Below are 18,391 nucleotides of genomic sequence, written 5' to 3'. Positions count from 1 at the left end.
CATAGATACTTGGTATATGACAGCCACACAAATGTAATCGGACCAATCAAACGTACTCTAGATAGATACTCTTGTGAATACAAATATAAAGAGGACCTTCATTGCGTAATTCCAAGTTTCAAATACTTGATTGAGTTTTACTTGTATGAAGACACGACAGGTTTCGAAGACTTGAAAGAGGCGGTTGACAGTTATGGAATAATTTCACAAGTAGGAACAGTCTATGAAAAAGCAGACATTGAAAATGCAGACTGGTTTGTCATAAACACAGGAGAATACCAGTATCCTCAACCCGAAGGTGATTTTGGTTACTTAAAGGCCACTTTTGATTTAGACGCATATTGTGGGGTTTGTGGCATTGGAAAGATTCAAAACGCACCTTATAGGCTGAAAGCAGAACCAAAACAAACCAAGAATCAGTTTTGGGGCTTACACTGGGAGTTTGAGGCAATATTCGTAAGGCCAGAAACTAAACAATTTTTAGAAAACGAAAAGGTAAAAGGCATCGCATTTTCCAAGCCCCTACTGCATAAGAAAAACAGCGAAGTTGAGTCAATCTTCCAATTGCATATAGACACAATTTTGGATAGAGGTTTTGATGATTACAACACAAAAACAGTAACCTGCAAAACAGATAATGAAGAGGAGTGCAACATAGACACAAATCTAAAATGTTGCGGACGAGTTAAGTTTCATCATCCCCAAATTGGCGGTTATCTTTTTAATAAATCCCTTTTCAACCCAGATTATGAAATTGTTCAAACCAACGAGTATTTTGGTAGTGGCGGAAGTGCAGCAAGACTTCAAGTCGTCTCTAAGAGAATCAAAAATTTAATTGAAAAGCAGAAACTGAAAGGACTTTCATTTACTCCAATTGTCCATGAACAATCCAGACGGTAAAAGCCCAGCAAATAACCACACCTATACGGTAGCTTCGCCACCGCATAGCCCAGTACGTGAGGCGTAATACCACCAAACACTCTACAAACATTAACAGTCAGACAAATAAATGAACGATAACGATACAAAGCGACTTTCACGGCTGACTGCAATTTTGACACAACTGCAAACGAAACGCCTGACGACAGCGGCAAGCCTGGCAGGCAAATTCAACGTTAGCATCAGGACAATATACCGAGACATCAGGGCATTAGAACAAGCAGGTGTTCCTATCCTGACAGAAGACGGTAAGGGGTATTCCTTAATGGAAGGATATAAAATCCCGCCTGTCATGTTTTCTGAAAGCCAGGCCAATGCTTTGATCCTTGCCGAACAGTTAGTGCTGAAGAACAAAGACACGTCTTTCATCAGGGATTACACTGAAGCAATAGACAAAATAAAAGCAGTTTTAAGGCAGACAGAAAAAGACAAAGTCAACTTACTCGCTGAACGTACCCGTTTTGAGCAAAATTTAAACAGAGAAAGAAACAGTGATAATATTTCACAACTACAATATGCTCTAACCAATTTTTATTTGGTTAGAATAGACTATACCAATGAACAAAATAAAACAACCCATCGCACCATTGAGCCTTTTGCCCTAATTAGCACCACAGAAAATTGGTTGCTAATAGCATGGTGTCATCTAAGAAATGGATTTAGATATTTTAGGTTAGACAGAATTACGGCATTGGAGATTTTAACCGAAAAGTTTGACCAACATAAAATGACGTTACAGGAATATTTCGATAAATTTCATTAACTCACTCTAACCCCTGACATAGGGCTGTCATAACGGTGCTTCACCTTTGCATTGTAAAATTTAAAACACTGCAAAAAATGGAAAAGCAAACATTTGACCCTTGGGTTTGGGGTAAAAACACCAATTCAGTACAGGCCGTTGAAGTAAAAAACGTTACTGGGACCCTTTATTGCTCAGGACAAGTTGCCCTTGATGTCCACGGAGTTCCAAGCAATGCAGATATGCGTTCGCAGTTAATCCAGACAATTGCTAATTTAAAGCAACTGATTGATGAATCGGGTTACGAATGCAAAAACATTGTCAGACTCAATATCTACACAACCTCAACGCAGGAATTTTTCACTACTTGTATGGATGTATATGTGCCATTTATACAAAAACATGGCATCCAGCAAGCAACAACTTTAATTGAAGTAAAAGGGCTTTTTGCCACTTTAACAGTTGAGCTTGAGGCTACTGTGGTCAAGTAAAATGCAAGAGAAAGAGATAGAAATATTTCATCCTACAAGCTATACAGCGTGGTGGAAGTGGTTAGAGAAAAACCATCTTTCCAAGCAGGCTGTATGGCTTGTGTTTTACAACAAAAGCTCTGCAAAAGAAGCTATTACTTGGAGTGAAGCCGTAGATGCGGCACTATGTTTTGGATGGATAGATAGTAAAAAAATAAAGGTTGACGAAGAAACAGCACATCAGTTTTTTAGCAAACGCAAACCAACTAGTACCTGGTCAAAAATAAACAAAATCAAAGTGCAGGAACTGATTGGCAACGGGCAAATGACAGATGCTGGTTATAAAAGCGTTGAAATTGCCAAGCAAAATGGTTCCTGGACCCTATTAGATGAAGTGGAAGATTTGATTATCCCAAAAGATTTAGAGACAGCATTTGCCAGCAAACCATTTGCAAAAGACTTCTTTTTAAGCTTGAGTAAGTCTGCCAGGAAAGCAATATTACAATGGCTTGTACTTGCCAGGCGGCCTGAGACAAGGAATAAACGAATAATTGAAATAGTAGAACTTGCAGGCCAAAAATTAAAGCCAACACACTTGCTGTAAAAGGCACATATGCCTAACATTGTGTAAACACTATACCACGGCCGACGGCTTTGCACATTTTTTACACTAGGCCGTTAGGCGTAACTGCTGTATTTTCAGAGTGTTCAATATCAAAGGAAAGCTAACCATAGAAGATGTTCATCTTTGGATGGACGGAGGATCGGTAACTTTGGTTATGCAAGACCAAAATTCTCAAACTTGCGAAATTGAGTTTGTGCAGAGAGCAACCTTAAAAAGATTTGACAACCTTCCCCGGCCAGGAAGCCTTCTGCTAAACAGAAAAGAAGTTGAAGTAAGATCAGACCTTGAAAAGGAAATATTGTTTGCAATCCAAGGAGCTGTGTGGGGAGCCGGAATTTCTCAAGATGAAAAATTCCTTCTTAAAAGGGCCATAGAAGACTGTGTTGATTTTACTAAATCAGAACACTACATAAAATTAGCCCAAACATTTAAATAAAAATAATTTAGAATCCAAGATTACTTATAGCTTTTGGTTACGGGTGTTTTGAATAAGGTTAGTTAAATATATAAATCAAGTTACAATTTGAAATTATGGCGAATATAAACCCACACATTAATTTCAACGGAAATGCAGAAGAAGCATTCAACTTTTACAGATCAGTATTTGGCGGAGAATTCGCCAGAATAATGCGTTTCAAAGATTTGGCAAGCGCTGAATTCCCAGTAGCAGATCATGAAAAGGATAAAATCATGCACATTGCTTTACCCATTGGTAAAAGTGTCTTGATGGCCAATGATGTACCTGAAGTACTGGGGCGAACAAACGAAAATGAGAACAGAAGCAAAATTGTGATTAGTGCTGAAAGCAAAGAAGAAGCTGACAAACTATTCCATGGACTCTCAGCAGGCGGGCAAATTGAAATGCCTATTTCTGATAGCCCTTGGGGCTCTTATTTTGGTATGTTCAGAGACAAATATGGAATTGAGTGGATGGTAGACTTTGACCCAAACCATAAGGGACAAATATAGCCGAGGAGCCACCCCAAAGAAAACCACCATGAAAGAGGAAATACAGGCTTATCACCACAGTCAATCAGCGGCCGACCAGGAAATCTGTGACCTGCTGGCAAGGGTTATTGACGCCGAACTGACCGAGGCGGAAAGCAAAATCTGGCATGCCCATCCGGTATGGTTTCTGGACGGCAACCCTATTGTAGGGTACAGCAAACTGAAGGGCGGCGTCCGGCTCATGTTCTGGAGCGGTGCAGATTTTGGGGAAGAGCAGTTGAAGGCGGGCACCGGCAAGTTCAAAGATGCCTCCATCACCTATACCTCAGTTGAACAGGTGGATGTAGCCCAGGTGAAGAACTGGCTGAAGAAAGCCAGGGAAATTCAGTTGGACTACAAGAACCTGGTGAAAAGAAAAGGACAACTTGAAAGATTGAAATAACATGAAAGCAACACCCGAGCATGATGCCAGAATAGCCAGCATGACTTTCTCCTCGGTTTACCCGCACTATGTCACCAAAGTGGAGCGCAAAGGCCGCACCATAGAAGAACTGCACCAGGTCATCCATTGGCTCACGGGGTATGATGACCAGAAGCTGCAGGAATTGGTCAACGAGAAAGCAACGTTTGAGACATTCTTCCGGGAGGCCAACCTGAACCCCAATGCCCACCTGATCACCGGCACCATCTGCGGCTATAGAATTGAAGAAATTGAAAATCCTTTAACTCAGCAAGTCCGGTATTTAGATAAGCTGGTAGATGAACTGGCGAAAGGCAAAAAGCTGGAGAAGATTCTGCGCCAGGGGTAAAGGCAGAGGATGCTCTATCTGCCTGTTTTATATATTTATCTTCCTGGTGACCATTGCAGTATACGCATTACTCTATACCCTTTTCCTCGGTATGTTAGCAGAACCTATCCCCTCTTCCCCCGACGAGTGCGAGATTGTCAGCACCCGTGTTTTTAAGGGCTCCAAAGAGCTGGTTTTCTTGGCCTGGGCTAATCCAGACCACTTACAGAATTGGTGGGGTCCGGCGGGGTTTACCAATACCTTCCATGAGTTTGATTTCAGGCCCGGCGGTATGTGGCGTTTTACCATGCACGGCCCCGAGAAAGGAAATTACCATAATGAATGTGAGTTCATCAGGATAGACGCCCCATTTCTTATTCACTGGAAACGGCACTCTCAACCGCTTTTCCAGGTACTGGTAACCTTTGAAGAAGTAACCGCCAACACTACCCGCGTCATCTTCAAGATGCTTTTTGACACTCAGAAAGAGTGTTTAAAAATCAAGAAATTTGCGGTTGACAAGAATGAAGAAAACTTTGACAAATTAGAGGTAGAATTAACCAGGATGGCCTCTATCTAATACCAGTTACCATTTCCTATCTTGCCATTTTATAACCCAATTCATACCCATAGCCTATCATTACAACTTTACATGATTTCTTTTAAGTACAAGATTGCCTTTTCCCTACTTACATTTCTATTCCTTTTTTCAGAAATTAAAGCCCAAACAGATTTCAGGCCTGGTTACATTATCACGTTACAAGGTGATACGGTAAAAGGCTTCCTCAATTACCGGAGCGATATAGCCAACGCCAAAAACTGCGTCTTCAAAAAAGAGCAGGATCAGGACAAAATAGTGTATACCCCTGATCAGTTGAGGGCTTACCGGTTTCAGGATGGAAAAAATTACCTATCCAGCATTCAATTTAATTACCGGTTAGAAGAAGACGTTTTTATTGAATCTGTCTCCCAGGGTTTGATTAGTGTATTTTATTACAAAGAGGATGTCAAAGACCACTTCTTTGTGTCAAAAGGAAACCAGGTGGTGGAACTGGACCATCATGATGAGTTTGCCGGTACCTTAAGGAATGGTGGTATTAACCAAGGGCAAGCAGTTCCGGAGAAATTCAGAGGACAGTTGAAGTATCTCATGTGGGATCAGCCCTCTTTACACCCCAAAATAGATAGAGCCTCTTGTACTATCAAAGATCTGGTATCCCTGGCCAAAGCCTACCAGCAACTCAGTTCTCCCTCCCAGGAATATGTGCAATTTGAAAAACCTGTCCCTAAAGGAGTTAAATCAAAGTTTGGGGTATTTGTAGCAGGAGGCCTTTCCCACCTGGATTCTCCGCCTTACAACATGTACATCAGTGATTATGATGTAAGGAAGTACTTAGATTTTAAACCAAGTTTCACTTATGAAGTGGGTGTACTGGTAGACCTGAGTCTGAACTTTATAGGGGAGAATAAATACTTCCTGCAGTTGGCTCCCGCTTTGAATATTGCAGAGTATACATCGCAAAAAGAACTAGCGCTATATCCCTTGTTATATAGCTACAAAACAAACATCCAATTCACCACTCTTAAACTCCCCCTCATGTTTAAGTACTCCTTCTACAGAAGTAACGCATCGGTTTTGCCCTTCATTAAGTTTGGACCGGGCTGTGACATCTATTTAAATCAGAAAGGAAGGTATGAATACACGTCTGGGCCCTTGGATGGCGCTCCAAGTCAAGAAACGGTATATACAGCGTCTTTAGATACAACTTATGATGATAAGCCTATCATGTTTTATTTTATGGGAGGTGCAGGGGTTGACATTAAGACAGGGAAAAGACCTTTTTCAATAGGCGTAACTTATAAAAAAGGAGCAGGTCCTTTAGATAGTTACAGATCTGATATACAGTTGCAAATGGGTTTTCAATTCTAACCTGTTTTCAGCGGCAAGAGCAAGTTAAAACCAAGTCAAATGGGGACCATTATGTTTGGGACCTAGTTTCCGCAAAAGGAACCCCAAACACAGGTTTGTTCATCTGTACATCACCATCACCCAATATCCTTCTCCCCGCTATTAGGAGGAGTATCGCTTGCGGGACGACAAATTGTCTGACCCGCAGGGTGCTCCTTCTTTTATTTTACTAGAGATAAACCTTTGGGCATCAACTCTTTTTGGTTAATTCTTTAGAAAATAGCCATTAAATAAAGTATATTTAATTACACCATCCGGATCTGCCATGTGAACTGAAATGCTGAGGAAAAAATCTTTCATTTTAAAAACCACTTATCATGAAAGCCTTCTCGCCCTTCTATTTAGCGGTTTTTGTACTGCTTCTTTTTTCTTCCTGTACTAGCCGCTCAGCCAAAAAAAACGACACCCCTACCAGCAAAACCTCCACTGAGAGCAAGGCCAAAGAGACCTTCCCTTTAAGTAATCTGGTAAAGGAAAACAAAGTTACTCCAGACCAAACCATGGTAAGGCTGCATGCCCAGCACCATCCGCACAAAGTACTGGAAAGACGAACCGTGCCGGGTCCGTTTACCGCGCCATCCATGAAGTATTACTCCCACCACGCCGTCACCCTGGACAAAATGCCCACCATTAACCCAGGCCCCGGCGAATACGTGCATGTCATGGAAGGCCAGAGAAATGGGTACAACAACCTGACCATTGGTATCACCGAGACTTTCCCGGGCGGTTACCCTCCCATGCACACGCATGAAGGCGAAGAATCACATGTGTTGCTGGAGGGAGATATTCTATATGCCTTAGGCGATACTACCTTCACCATTAAGGCACCTTACATGGTGAACATCCCGCCTATGGTTCCGCATGCGTTTAAGAACGTGGGCGAAGAAACAGCAAACCTGGTGGTGATTTTCCCCACCAACGTCTGGAAATATGACGTGGTAGATTATTTCCCCTTTGACAAAAACAAGCAGGCTAAAAAGCAGGATAATACCCAGAGCGCACCATCCACAAAAGTGGCTGTTTCAGACAAAAAGCTGAGCCCTAAAAACTAAGTAATAACCCTTAAAGCAGGTTCAAACATAGGTTGCTAAAATTAGGAGCCATCGCTTCTAACCAGTTTCCTATAGCCTGCCTTGAAGTAATACCCTGCCTCCTTCCCGCTTCTCACATGGTCAGGTTTACCCTAAATACACACTCCCGTATTCAAAATCCTTTCAGGATAAGGGCTTTATCACCTGCTTCTTTTAGGAATTGTGTTTAAAGCCTTTATTCTACGAATAAGCCCCAAACGGGAACCCGCATAAAAAAACAGCCGCTCCCCATAGTGGAAATCTTTGTTCAGGCTGTCTTCCTGATAAGAAGGCGAAAGTACCAGCCACAAAGCGCGACAGGTAAGCTGGGATTGTATCAGCTTCCATAGGGCGTATCAGCCATTCCAAAGTACCCTAACATCGGCACCAGGAAATCGCCTTTATTGAGTTCACATTACCTCAAAACCACCATTATCCCGCAGGTGGCTTTATGGTCTAAATAGATTCCAGATTAAATCATAAAAACGCAAACATATGCAAGTAAAGGCACTTTTTTCAAACTGGACCCGGGTAGCAGCCCTGTTATTGATTGGCGGCGCTTTGGCCTGGACAATCAAGCTGGGGGTTATTATTTCCACAGACGGCAGGATCATAGACACCGGCGCCGCTGCCTTTTTGATGAAGGTGGGCATTATCCTGCTGGCCATAGGATCCACCGGGGTGGGCTACAGGCTGAGCATCCATCGGCCGGTATGGGTTCGGGTTCTGGCCATTATTCTTTCTCCGGTGGTGGTATTTGGCCTGTTTCTGCTGTTTGCCAGAATAGTAGGGCCTTTTCTGGTTGAACCGCTGCTGAAGAATAGCAACATCTGGTATGCACAGCAGGAGGCGCCCATTGGCTTGGCCGTGTTGTTTTTCTCCATTGTAGGATTCCTGCTCTTGAGAAGCTATAAACCGGTTGCCAGTTAAACCCTAGGATTCTATTTATATCTTATTCAATATTCCATACCTCAGGCTACACCCTATCAAATACCATGGCGCGTAAATTTTTTAAATGGACCGGACTGGTCTTGTTGGTCCTGATTGCCGGGGCCGCGGTGGCTACCATGCTTCGCCAGCACCTTACCTACGAAGCACCTTACCCAGACATCAAAGCCTCTCAAGACCTGGTAGTGATTGAGCGCGGGAAAAACCTGGTTCTGGTGACCAGAGGATGCGTGCAGTGCCACAGTCCGGTCCAGAACGTAGATTCAGTTTTGAAAATGGGGCATGAGCCTTCCCTGGCCGGGAATAAGAAAGTGGAAACACCCTTCGGGACGATCTTCACCACTAACATCACCCCAGATGTAAAAACCGGGATTGGGGGCATGACCGATGGGGAGATTGCCCGCGTGCTCCGCTACGGGGTAAAAAAGAACGGGGAGGCAGTGCTGCCTTTCATGCAGGGACAAAACATGAATGACGAAGAACTCACCGCAGTTGTCTCTTACCTGAGATCCATAAAACCGATAGAGAACAAAGTACCTGACCACGAATTCACCCTATTAGGTAAGTTTGCCCGGGCTTTTGTGCTCAAACCCACACTCCCTGAGCAAACCGAAACCCTGGCCAGGAATTGACTTACCACCCTCCCCAAAACAGAGAAAGCTTGCCAACGGCAAGCTTTCTCTGTTTTTATCTATAAAGAGGCAGGGGGTTTAATCAAACACTACTTTCTGCACGCTTCTTTGGCCGGCGTACTCCAAAACCAGCATGTAGGTGCCTGGCGCCATTTTGCCCCTCGGGATAGCTAGGGTATGGTTACCAGCTTTGTATTTCTCCTTCAGAACGCGAATTTTCTTTTTGCGGTCCATGGTGTACAGCTCGGCCTTCACCCCAGATTTCTTCTTCAGGTTAATGGTCACATAAACGTTGTTGGAAGTAGAAGAAACAGGCGTGCCAGGAGAAGCCACCGTCTCCGGGGTGCCATTGCCGAGGCCTAATTGGTCTACGGTTAAGATAGGCTTCTCTTGCTGGGCCAGCACCGGTACCGTGTTTCCTAATACCACCACATTGCTTAATTCGCTCTCCTGGTTTGCGGGGCTCATTTCCGTCACGGCCCAGAAAGCGGTAGGTGAAGGAACCTCGGCGGCGGCAATGGTCACCGTTTCTGCGGTGGTGAAGGCCCTTACAGAACCATCCGGGATTAGTGCGCCCGTGGCCGGCATAGAAGCGGTGGTGTACAGCAGGTAACGTTTGAAGGCGTGGGTATTCAACGGGTTTCTGGTCCAGCGCACCTCGTAGTTGCCAGTGGCTTCGTTCAGGGTCACGGTAAGGCCAGACGGAGCGGCGGGGGCTTTGCCCGTCATCCAGGACATGGCAGGCGGCGCGGCCGGCAACCGGAATGTAGCGGCTTTGAACGAGGTGGCGATGAGGTTGGAATTGTTGAGGATATTGGCCGCCCGGAAGATGACACTGCCCAAAGCGTTTTTCTCCTGGTTTGAGCGCGAGATCTCAATCTGGTGAGGCACTTCCTCTGGCGTAAATCCTGTTTGTTGCACGATGTGGCCCGGATACAGGTGCCTGGAGGCATTGGCCGCTTTGTCTGACCACCAATACAGCAGTTTGCGGTAATCCTGGCGTCCGCCGATGGCCCAGTAGAGCTGCGGCGTGAGGTAGTCTACGTAGTGGTTGTCCAGCCAATAGACGGCATCGGCGTAGATGGCGTTGTAGGCATCCATCCCCGAGATACCCGCCGGCTCGTTGTTCTTCCAAATCCCGAAGGGGCTCACGCCAAACCGTACCTGGGGCTTGGTTTCTTTGATCTGGGCATTGACCAGGCGCAGGGTCTCATTTACGTTATAGCGCCGCCAGTCTTTGATGCTGGCAAACCCAGCCCCGTACTGCTGAAAAGTCTGGGCGTCTTCTGAGGAGATGCCGTTAAAAGTGCCTTCGGGGTACGGATAGAAATAGTCATCGAAATGGACGCCGTCAATGGCGTAGTTCTGGGTCACTTCTTTGATGAGCGAGGCAATGTACTGGCGCACCTCGGGCAGGCCCGGGTTCAAGATCTTCTTGCCGTTAGAGAAACTCAGAAGCCACTCGGGCCGGGATTTAGAGACGTGCTGGGCATTGTACACCGCCGGGTTGGGGACTGTGCTCACGCGGTACGGATTAAACCAGGCGTGTAGTTCCAGGCCGCGGGCGTGGGCCTCCTCAATGGCAAAGGCCAGGGGGTCGTAGCCGGGGTCTTTGCCTTGAGTACCGGTCAAAAACCTGGACCAGGGCTCCTTGCTGGATCGGTAAAAAGCATCGCACTCGGTTCTTATCTGGAAGAAAACCACGTTCAGGTTGGCTTCCTTGATCTTGTCAAACATTGCCCGTAAAGCAGCTTTCTGGCTTTCTGGGGAGGCGCCGCGTACGGGCCAGTCCAGGTTGGCCACGGTGGCTACCCACACGCCCCGGAACTCGCGGTTGGGAAGTTCCTGGGCAGAAACCTGGGTCAGGGAAAGGAAAAGGGCAAGCGCAAAAAGAAGTCTAAGAGGCTTCAGCATAAGCGATAAAGGGTGATGTAGCTGGGGTAAGTTCTGGGAAATGTTCTACAAAGGTAAGGATTAGGGAGTTAAATACAGGGTTCGCCTCAAATTTAGCTGGACCTGCCCTTCTGAGAACCTCCGTCCGTCCTCAGAATTTTGCCTTCCCTTAGAATTTAGTCTTGGCCATTGCGCAACTCTGCGGTATTTTCTGTGTACTATTGGCAGTTTACCTTTATTCTTCGCCAGAACATCAAAAGAATCACTTATGGGAAATGCCGCGCTGAGGAAAAAGATCTACATTATCATTCATGGCACCGACACGCCAGCCGGCCGCCGGTTTGACGTGGTCCTGCTGTGGATGATTCTGCTTTCTACCCTCACCGTTTGCCTGGAGAGTGTTCCTTCTTACCGGCAGTTGTTCAATGTGTATTTCAGGGCCCTGGAGATGGTCTTCACCGCGGCGTTTACCCTGGAATACCTGCTGCGCATCTACAGTAACCCCAGGCCGTTGAAGTACATGTTCAGCTTCTTCGGGATCATAGATTTCTTATCCGTCATTCCTACTTACCTGGCGATCTTCGTGCCCAGCCTCCGGTACATCATGGCCATCAGGATTCTGCGTTTACTGCGCGTTTTCCGAATTCTGAAGCTCACCAGCTACGTGGAGAACGCCCAGATCATCAGGAGTGCGCTGGTCGCCAGTATGCAGAAAATCACGGTCTTCATCCTCACCGTCTGTGCCCTGGTGCTGGTGATTGGGACGGTGATTTATGTAGTAGAAGGAGAAGAAAACGGGTTTACCAGCATCCCGCAAAGCATCTACTGGGCCATTGTCACCATCACCACGGTGGGGTACGGAGACATTACCCCCAAGACGGCCACCGGGCAGGTGATTTCCTCTTTGGTGATGCTCATTGGTTACGCCATCATTGCGGTGCCAACCGGCATTGTAACTGTAGAACTGTCCAAAGTGAAAGCGGCAGGAACCGTCCCTGCTGGCCCTCCACTTACCTGTAATAACTGTGACCGGGAGGTAGACAAAACCGATAACTACTGCTCTAATTGCGGGAACCCGCTGGTGCGCATGAAGTAAGCCGCTCTATTTTAAGCCCGATTTTGCTAAAAGTGCCCTTAAACCGGCTTATCTTTCGGGACCTAAATTGAATTGACCACATGAATCTTGAATCATTACGGACGCTTTGCCTGTCTTTCCCGGCCGTGACCGAAGACATCAAATGGGGCCACGACCTTTGTTTTTCTTTGGGTGGCAAGATGTTCTGCGTGGCCAGCATGGAACCGCCCTTCACTTTCTCTATGCAGGTGCTGGACCATGAATTTGAAGAGCTGATTGCCCTGCCCGGCATTATTCCGGCCCCTTACCTGGCCCGCTATAAATGGGTGCTCCTGGAGAATCCTTTTGCCCTAGAGAAAACCAGACTGGAAAGCCTCATCAGGCAATCTTATGAACTCAAGAAAAACAAACTCTCCAAAAAGGACCTGAAACTGGCCGGGCTGGTGTAGCCTTAAGTGGAGTTCTCTGGGCCTGAAACTCTTGTTTAGACCTATAAACCTTCTCCTGTCAGTTGACTATAGGGTAATTTCCTCAGTTATCTGGCAGGGGTAAAGGAGGCAAGCTTTTCACTTTTTGTGGAGGAGGCCAGTGAACGGGTGTTTCCTCTTTTTGAACTGTTTTATACAAAATGGCTTAAAAACACGTTTGTACCTGGTAGCTTTAAACGTGCATATTTTCGTATAACCCCTATTTAAGACTATGTCAAACTGGAAAAAAGGCTTAAAAAGGATAGGCGTTGCCGGATTCCTGTTTTTCCTGATCAAAGGCTTGATCTGGCTTTTCGTGCTTTTGGGTGGCTGGAAACTGTTATTTGAATAGTTATTCGCTCTTGCCTCACCTTAGCTTCCGTAACCAGTACATCTACTGGGTTCTTAGAGATGCTTTACGTATTTATTCCTAATCTGCCGTTTTTGGGCTTATTTCTTAAAACAAGGTAAATTACTACACTACAAGCACTTGCCCATTGGTTTTGCTTTTTCCGGGCTGGCTTTTTTTGGTTTCCGAAAAATAATCTGCACCTTGACTTTGCAGCGGATAATAACCGGGCTTCCTCTTTCATTTTTCCTGGAGGAACTCCCATCCAGGCCCATCCCCCAGAACGCCTGAAACCTGCTGTTACCCTTCACCACTTGTGTTTTTACCTATTATGTTGCCCCATACGCTTTCAACTGTCATTACCGGGTCCGGGAGATTCCTGCCTACTAAAATAGTACCCAATGAAGATTTCCTGGAGCATTCGTTCTTTGATGCCGCGGGTAAGAAATTGCCCAATTCCAATGAAGTCATCATCCAGAAATTCACCCAGATCACGGGCATCAAAGAGAGAAGATACGCCACCGATGACCTGGTGGCCTCAGACCTGGGATTCAGGGCCGCGCAGGAAGCCATTGCTGATGCCGGCATTGACCCCGAGACCCTTGACTACATCATTGTGGCCCACAACTTCGGGGATGTGAAAGCCTGCTCCCGGCGGGTGGACATGATGCCGCCGCTGGCGGCGCGTATCAAGCACAAACTGCAGATTGCCAACCCCTACACCGTGGCATATGATTTGCCTTTCGGGTGCCCTGGTTGGTTGCAGGGGGTGATTCAGGCGCACTATTACCTTCAGTCCGGTGATGCCAAACGCATCTTGGTCATCGGGACGGAGACGCTGTCCAGGGTTTCTGATGCCCATGACCGCGACAGCATGATTTACTCAGACGGCGCCGGGGCCGTGATTCTGGAGGCCCACCCGGGCGAAGCCAAAAACGGCATTCTGCAGCACCTTACCGTGTCAGACACCCTCACGCAGGCCTTCTGGCTCAACTCCTCCCCTTCTTACAACCCAGACCTTTCCCGCGAGAACCTCTACATCAAAATGGATGGTCGCAAGATCTATGAATACGCCCTGACGCGGGTTCCGCAACTCATCAAAGACTGCCTGGATAAAGCCAACATAACGCTGTCTGAGGTGAAGAAAGTGCTCATTCACCAGGCCAACGAGAAGATGGACGAGGCCATGCTGGACCGACTATTCAAACTGTATGGCGAGGAAAACATTCCCGTAGACATCATGCCGATGACCATCGGGACGCTGGGCAACAACTCGGTGGCTACCCTGCCGGTGCTTTATGATTTGGTGGCCCACGGTGAAATGGACGGCCACCGTTTTCAGAGTGGTGAGGTGCTGGTGTTCGCCTCCGTAGGGGCCGGCATGAATGCCAATGCGGTGGTTTATAGAATTCCTTAATGGTTTCTCCTGCCGTATCTTCGCCTCACCTTTGACGTTCAGGAACCAGTAACAGAACACATGAAGATTGGAATTATTGGGGGCGGCATAGCCGGACTGACCACCGCCATTGCCTTGCAGCGAATTGGCCTTACCGCGCAGGTGTTTGACGCCGCGCCCAGGTTTGAGCCCGTGGGTGCCGGTCTAGCCCTGGCGGCCAATGCCATCAAAGGTTTTCAGCGCATAGGCATTGCTGAGAAAGTCATTGCCGAAGGGAACTGCCTTGATGGCTTCCATATTTTTGACGAGCACGGCCGCCTCATCAACCGCACCGATAGCCGAAAAATTAGTGAGAAGTACGGCCTTGACAACTTTGTCATCCATAGAGCCTCCCTGCACCGGGTTCTGGTGAACCAACTGCCTGGATATACCCTGCACCCCAATAAACGCGCCCTGAGCACCACTTCTACTCCCGCGGGAATCACTGTGCATTTTCAGGACGGGGAAACCGCAACTTTTGACCATCTGCTGGTAGCGGACGGAATTAACTCCGCCATCCGGAAGCAGTTGCTGCCGCAATCGGTGACCCGGTACGCGGGTTACACCTGCTGGCGCGCCATCATTGAGAACCCCGGGCTGGACAGTATCTACGCTTCAGAGACCTGGGGCAAAGCCGGCCGTGTGGGTTGGACACCTTTGAAAGGAAACAAGATTTACTGGTTTGCCTGCATCAACGCACCGGAACAAGACCCCAGAATGAAAGCCATGCGGGTAGAGGATCTGCAGCGGCACTTTAAGCATTATCACGCCCCTATCCCTGAGCTGTTCCTGCACACCAAACCCGAGGAACTACTCTGGCACGATCTCTATGACCTGGCACCGTTACCGCAGTTCGCTTTCCAGAATGTATTGCTGCTGGGCGATGCCGGGCACGCTACCACTCCCAATATGGGCCAGGGAGCATGCCAAGCCGTGGAAGACGCCATTGTCTTCGCCGATGAGCTGAAGAAAGACTTTGACTTCAACCTGGCCGCCAAACGTTTTGAGGCCCGCCGCATGCCCCGCACCCATTGGATTACCAGACAGTCCAAGTTCCTGGGAGAAGTGGCTCAAAATAAAAACCCTTTGTACATGAAGGCCCGCAATTTTGCGTTGCGCCACCTGCCGACCTGGATCAATGACAAGCAATTGGAAAAGATCTACTCCGTGGATTTCTGATCTGCTTCTTTTTATTTGGGCTAAAACCGCAGTTAATGTTTTACACCTCTTTTCTAAAAAACAGGTGTAAAAGGGAATATACTTTCACGGAAAATAGCAGCTCCTCATCCGCTTCTGGTGAGTTCCTTGACCTCGCTTAAGGCTAGTAGCCAATGGCCTGGAGCTTGACTAATCGGGCGAATCCGCAGCAATCTGGCGGGGCGGCATGGGGAGTAGGCATAATTTGAGTAATATTGTAATTCATTTTTCACCTAAGACTTACCCTTGACTACGTCCGTGCCGGCTTTCAGACAGACGCAACGCGTCCTAGATGACGCTTTTGACCCTAGCTCCAGTGCCAGCGCTCACCTATACATCAATTTCGGGGCCCACCGCATCCGTTTGGGGGTGCTGGATGCCCAGCGCAATAAATTCGTTGCCTTGGAAGATTATGAGGCCGAAAGTCCTTCCTCGGTGGAAAACGCCATCTCGCAACTACAGCAATTGCGGAGCGTCTCTCCCCTACTGGAGGAGAGAAAATGGCAGCAGGTACGCATCGGGATCAAGAACCAGCAGTTTACCCTCATCCCCGAGGCCCTTTTTGACCTGAATGCCCGCGAAGAGTACCTGAAGCTGAATGCCGTGGTAGAACCGGAACTGGAGTTAGTGCACCACCACGAGCATCCCCGGTTAGAGCTTATCAACGTGTTCACGGTTCCGGCTTCCCTGGAGGCTTGGTCGGATACCCATTTCCAGAATAGCCCCATTGAGTTTGTGCACCAGACCTCGGCGCTGATGGAAGGGATTCTGCACATGGCCGAGCGCAGTTCAAGGCCCCAGCTTTTCATCTACGTAGACAAGAACTACGTGACGCTGGTGGTGCTGCAAGGCCTGAAACTGGAGTTCTGCAACTCTTTCTTTTTCACGTCCTCAGAAGACTTCATCTACTACGTGCTGTTTGTGCTTCAAGAAAAGAAGATGAACCCCGACCAGGACCAGGTCACGGTGTGGGGAGAATTACTCCTGGACTCACAACTGCATGAAGTTCTCCGAACCTATATCCGGCACGTGCAGTTCGGGAAAAAACCCACCGGCGTAGGGTTCAGCTACCGTTTTGACACCCTGTTCAACCACCAGAATTTTGACCTCTACAGCCTTCACTTTTGCGATTGAGTGTGTTATTGATTGAATGAGTAATTTAATGATTGAGAGAATGAATAAGGAGTGGTTGAGTGAAGGAATGAATGGATGGTGAAATTCGATAGCTTGAAAAATTAAAATCCACCTATATTTGATAAAATAAAGAGGCGAGGCCGGTAAATTCAGTTTACCAACCTCGCCTCTTTATTTTCTTGCTTTATTCTCTCAATCACTCATTCCTCACAGCGCAAACAGGAAAATAAAGAACAGCGCGATCCAGATTACGTCCAGGAACTGCCAATAGCTGCGCAGCATCTGCACCTGCATAAGGCGGTATGGGTCACGGTTGAAGATAAGCGAACGGATTGGGTCTGTGGAGGCTCTGTTCACTTTCACGTAGAGGTAAGAAGCAAATGCCAATCCGCCGGCAATATGCAGCAAGTGCAGAGCCGACAAAAGGTACAGAAAAGTGCCCGCCGGATGCCCGTCAAAGAAAACCCTGGCCGAGGCCATTTCATACCAGGCCACAATCTGCGCCACGGCAAACGCCATGCCCAGGACCAAAGACCACATCAAGCCTTTCTTCATTTGCACCAGGTCGTCCTGAAGGTAGAAACCGGGCACCTGCTGCATAAAGAAGCCACTTACCAGGATAAGAACGGTACTTACAGAAAAAAGCTTAGGCAGTACAAAGGAGGTAACAGAGGCAGACTCGCCGGTCTTATAGAGAAACATCACCGTTAGCATGAAAAACAACATGGCCATGCCGGCCATGCTGACATAAAGGAGCATTTTGAGCGGCGGTACCTTCTCTATTTTTTCAAAGCTGGACATTTTGCCAGCGCCTATTTTATTTTGATTCTCAGATTTCATGACTTAAAAGTTCATTAGCCTTACATGCTTACCAGACTGTTTGAAACACTTCCTTTTCTCTTATGTACTACCTTGAAAATCAATAGAATGTTTACAGGTTTTCTCATATTTGATGCACTTTTCTGCAAGAACGTTGCATCCACCTATTTTTATATTAAATAATCCATTTTCAGGGAAGTTTCTGGGCGCATGGAAGGCAGGAATCAGCTTCTTTTAAACCACGAACCCACCTGCCCAAACACCGCACTGGCCGTAATCCGGGGCATGTTACCGGTACCAAATTCCACGTACGTTTTGTTGTTGACCCGTACATCTACCACCAGGCCGGCCCGTAGCATCCAATGGTTCAGCTCTTTGGCTTTTTCCATCTTGGAAGCAAACCCACCGCTGCTTTTGCCCGGGCCCGAAGGCGGCAGCACATTCTGGAGCACCCGCTCCAGGGCTGGGTGGTCTTTAAAGTTCACGATGACGTAATTCTCCTCGGCCACTACCAGCACGTGGTCTTCCAGAACGGTGAGCACCAGTTTACCGGCAATTTCAAACGGAAACGCATCCATGGCTTATGAGTGGTTAGCGCCTGAGGACTTGGTTTTGAGCGTGAGCTTGCCGTTGAGTTTCCACTGGCCGGGCTGGCCTGCGGGGCCGGGTCCCTGCACAGACATTTCCTGAAAATCCAAGGTGATGTCTGTTTGGGCGGCCTTCAGTTTCTCCAGGAGGATGGCGGCCAGGTCAGACAGTTTCTGAACGGGTTGGGTAGAGTTTTCCATATTCTCTAAGTTGGTTTGCAGATGCGGTTACAAAGACAAAAAATACGAAGCTTAAAACGCCTCGTTTCATTCCGTATTATAATTTGAAAAGTCCAATATATCC

Annotated in this window: 22 protein-coding genes; 18 read left to right on the top strand and 4 right to left on the bottom strand. The window is 47.2% G+C overall.

Annotation, left to right across the window (positions count from 1 at the left end):
- Window positions 1-126 precede the first annotated feature (126 nt).
- The 13 genes from J3P35_RS10955 (at window position 127) to J3P35_RS10895 (ending at window position 9,131) form a co-directional block, all read left to right on the top strand.
- Window positions 127-900 (top strand): hypothetical protein, encoded by a 774-nt coding sequence (locus J3P35_RS10955; RefSeq protein ID WP_210464645.1) that lies wholly within the window; start codon window positions 127-129, stop codon window positions 898-900.
- 109 nt (window positions 901-1,009) lie between these two features.
- Window positions 1,010-1,702, top strand: coding sequence for a helix-turn-helix transcriptional regulator (locus J3P35_RS10950; RefSeq protein ID WP_210464644.1), 693 nt, complete (start codon window positions 1,010-1,012; stop codon window positions 1,700-1,702).
- 77 nt (window positions 1,703-1,779) lie between these two features.
- Window positions 1,780-2,172: a RidA family protein gene (locus J3P35_RS10945; protein ID WP_210464643.1), complete on the top strand. Its 393-nt coding sequence runs from the start codon at window positions 1,780-1,782 to the stop codon at window positions 2,170-2,172.
- 1 nt (window position 2,173) lies between these two features.
- Complete coding sequence (locus J3P35_RS10940; protein WP_210464642.1) at window positions 2,174-2,755, top strand: YdeI/OmpD-associated family protein; 582 nt, start codon at window positions 2,174-2,176, stop codon at window positions 2,753-2,755.
- 100 nt (window positions 2,756-2,855) lie between these two features.
- Window positions 2,856-3,212 (top strand): hypothetical protein, encoded by a 357-nt coding sequence (locus J3P35_RS10935; RefSeq protein ID WP_210464641.1) that lies wholly within the window; start codon window positions 2,856-2,858, stop codon window positions 3,210-3,212.
- A gap of 95 nt (window positions 3,213-3,307) precedes the next feature.
- Entirely contained in the window at window positions 3,308-3,745 is a 438-nt protein-coding gene (locus tag J3P35_RS10930) for a VOC family protein (protein ID WP_123128710.1), read from the top strand.
- 28 nt (window positions 3,746-3,773) lie between these two features.
- Window positions 3,774-4,166, top strand: a complete 393-nt coding sequence (locus J3P35_RS10925; RefSeq protein WP_210464640.1) for a DUF1801 domain-containing protein — start codon at window positions 3,774-3,776, stop codon at window positions 4,164-4,166.
- A 1-nt stretch (window position 4,167) separates the two neighbouring features.
- The gene (locus J3P35_RS10920; RefSeq protein WP_210464639.1) at window positions 4,168-4,533 is read left to right on the top strand and encodes a DUF2200 domain-containing protein; all 366 of its coding nucleotides are present in this window, start codon (window positions 4,168-4,170) and stop codon (window positions 4,531-4,533) included.
- 91 nt (window positions 4,534-4,624) lie between these two features.
- Window positions 4,625-5,092 carry an SRPBCC family protein gene (locus tag J3P35_RS10915; RefSeq protein ID WP_210464638.1) on the top strand — a complete coding sequence of 156 codons (468 nt, stop codon included), beginning with the start codon at window positions 4,625-4,627 and terminating at the stop codon, window positions 5,090-5,092.
- A gap of 72 nt (window positions 5,093-5,164) precedes the next feature.
- Window positions 5,165-6,442 carry an outer membrane beta-barrel protein gene (locus J3P35_RS10910; protein WP_210464637.1) on the top strand — a complete coding sequence of 426 codons (1,278 nt, stop codon included), beginning with the start codon at window positions 5,165-5,167 and terminating at the stop codon, window positions 6,440-6,442.
- Between the two features lie 356 nt (window positions 6,443-6,798).
- Window positions 6,799-7,533, top strand: a complete 735-nt coding sequence (locus J3P35_RS10905; protein WP_210464636.1) for a cupin domain-containing protein — start codon at window positions 6,799-6,801, stop codon at window positions 7,531-7,533.
- A gap of 513 nt (window positions 7,534-8,046) precedes the next feature.
- The gene (locus tag J3P35_RS10900) at window positions 8,047-8,481 is read left to right on the top strand and encodes a hypothetical protein (RefSeq protein ID WP_210464635.1); all 435 of its coding nucleotides are present in this window, start codon (window positions 8,047-8,049) and stop codon (window positions 8,479-8,481) included.
- Between the two features lie 65 nt (window positions 8,482-8,546).
- Window positions 8,547-9,131, top strand: a complete 585-nt coding sequence (locus J3P35_RS10895) for a c-type cytochrome (RefSeq protein ID WP_210464634.1) — start codon at window positions 8,547-8,549, stop codon at window positions 9,129-9,131.
- Between the two features lie 78 nt (window positions 9,132-9,209).
- On the opposite strand, the gene J3P35_RS10890 is transcribed toward J3P35_RS10895, so the two are convergent.
- Window positions 9,210-11,045: a glycoside hydrolase family 10 protein gene (locus J3P35_RS10890; protein ID WP_210464633.1), complete on the bottom strand. Its 1,836-nt coding sequence runs from the start codon at window positions 11,043-11,045 to the stop codon at window positions 9,210-9,212.
- Window positions 11,046-11,292: 247 nt separating this feature from the next.
- On the opposite strand from J3P35_RS10890, the gene J3P35_RS10885 reads away from it, so the two are divergent.
- The 5 genes from J3P35_RS10885 (at window position 11,293) to J3P35_RS10865 (ending at window position 16,681) form a co-directional block, all read left to right on the top strand.
- Window positions 11,293-12,120 carry an ion transporter gene (locus J3P35_RS10885; protein ID WP_210464632.1) on the top strand — a complete coding sequence of 276 codons (828 nt, stop codon included), beginning with the start codon at window positions 11,293-11,295 and terminating at the stop codon, window positions 12,118-12,120.
- Window positions 12,121-12,200: 80 nt separating this feature from the next.
- Window positions 12,201-12,548, top strand: a complete 348-nt coding sequence (locus tag J3P35_RS10880; protein ID WP_210464631.1) for an MmcQ/YjbR family DNA-binding protein — start codon at window positions 12,201-12,203, stop codon at window positions 12,546-12,548.
- 698 nt (window positions 12,549-13,246) lie between these two features.
- On the top strand, window positions 13,247-14,332 hold the full coding sequence (locus J3P35_RS10875; protein ID WP_210464630.1) for a 3-oxoacyl-ACP synthase III family protein: 1,086 nt from the start codon (window positions 13,247-13,249) through the stop codon (window positions 14,330-14,332).
- Between the two features lie 60 nt (window positions 14,333-14,392).
- Window positions 14,393-15,529, top strand: a complete 1,137-nt coding sequence (locus J3P35_RS10870; RefSeq protein ID WP_210464629.1) for an FAD-dependent monooxygenase — start codon at window positions 14,393-14,395, stop codon at window positions 15,527-15,529.
- Between the two features lie 264 nt (window positions 15,530-15,793).
- Window positions 15,794-16,681, top strand: coding sequence for a DUF3822 family protein (locus J3P35_RS10865; protein ID WP_210464628.1), 888 nt, complete (start codon window positions 15,794-15,796; stop codon window positions 16,679-16,681).
- A gap of 207 nt (window positions 16,682-16,888) precedes the next feature.
- Here the strand turns inward: J3P35_RS10865 and J3P35_RS10860 are convergent, their stop codons facing one another.
- The 3 genes from J3P35_RS10860 to J3P35_RS10850 form a co-directional block, all read right to left on the bottom strand.
- Window positions 16,889-17,521, bottom strand: coding sequence for a cytochrome c oxidase subunit 3 (locus tag J3P35_RS10860; RefSeq protein ID WP_210464627.1), 633 nt, complete (start codon window positions 17,519-17,521; stop codon window positions 16,889-16,891).
- 203 nt (window positions 17,522-17,724) lie between these two features.
- Window positions 17,725-18,078 (bottom strand): hypothetical protein, encoded by a 354-nt coding sequence (locus J3P35_RS10855; RefSeq protein ID WP_210464626.1) that lies wholly within the window; start codon window positions 18,076-18,078, stop codon window positions 17,725-17,727.
- 3 nt (window positions 18,079-18,081) lie between these two features.
- Entirely contained in the window at window positions 18,082-18,288 is a 207-nt protein-coding gene (locus tag J3P35_RS10850; RefSeq protein ID WP_210464625.1) for a hypothetical protein, read from the bottom strand.
- Between the last annotated feature and the right edge of the window lie 103 nt (window positions 18,289-18,391).

It is taken from the genome of Rufibacter roseolus, assembly GCF_017916365.1.
Classification (GTDB): Bacteria; Bacteroidota; Bacteroidia; order Cytophagales; family Hymenobacteraceae; genus Nibribacter; species Nibribacter roseolus.
This window is presented reverse-complemented; position numbering and strand designations above follow the sequence as displayed.